1 protein-coding gene is annotated in these 279 nt (G+C 63.4%); it reads left to right on the top strand.

The features are described from left to right. Positions 1-87: 87 nt before the first annotated feature. Positions 88-279 (top strand): LysR family transcriptional regulator (locus EN850_RS36025; protein WP_136093105.1); only part of this gene is annotated, 192 nt, incomplete at its 3' end.

The following is a 279-nucleotide window of genomic DNA, read 5'->3' as shown; positions in this document are numbered from 1 at the left end:
CCGATCTCCGGTGCAGCCACGGTAGATGGCACGCCCTGCCGCGATAAGATGGCGATTCCTGATTACCTTGTTCAGAATTGCTAACCAATGTCCGTCGATCTCAACGCTTTGGCCGTGTTCCAGCGGGTAGCCGACTGTCGCAGCTTCACCGCCGCGGCCCAGCAACTCGGCGTGACTCGATCTGCGGTCAGCCAGACCCTCACCAAGCTGGAGCAGTCGCTGGGCGTTGCCCTGCTGCTGCGCACGACGCGCAGCGTCAGCCTCACCGATGCCGGGCAG

Origin of the sequence: Mesorhizobium sp. M8A.F.Ca.ET.207.01.1.1 (assembly GCF_004794715.1) — a bacterium.
Taxonomy (GTDB): Bacteria; Pseudomonadota; Alphaproteobacteria; order Rhizobiales; family Rhizobiaceae; genus Mesorhizobium.
Note: the sequence above shows the minus strand (reverse complement) of the source record. Positions and strands in the feature narration are given on the sequence as shown.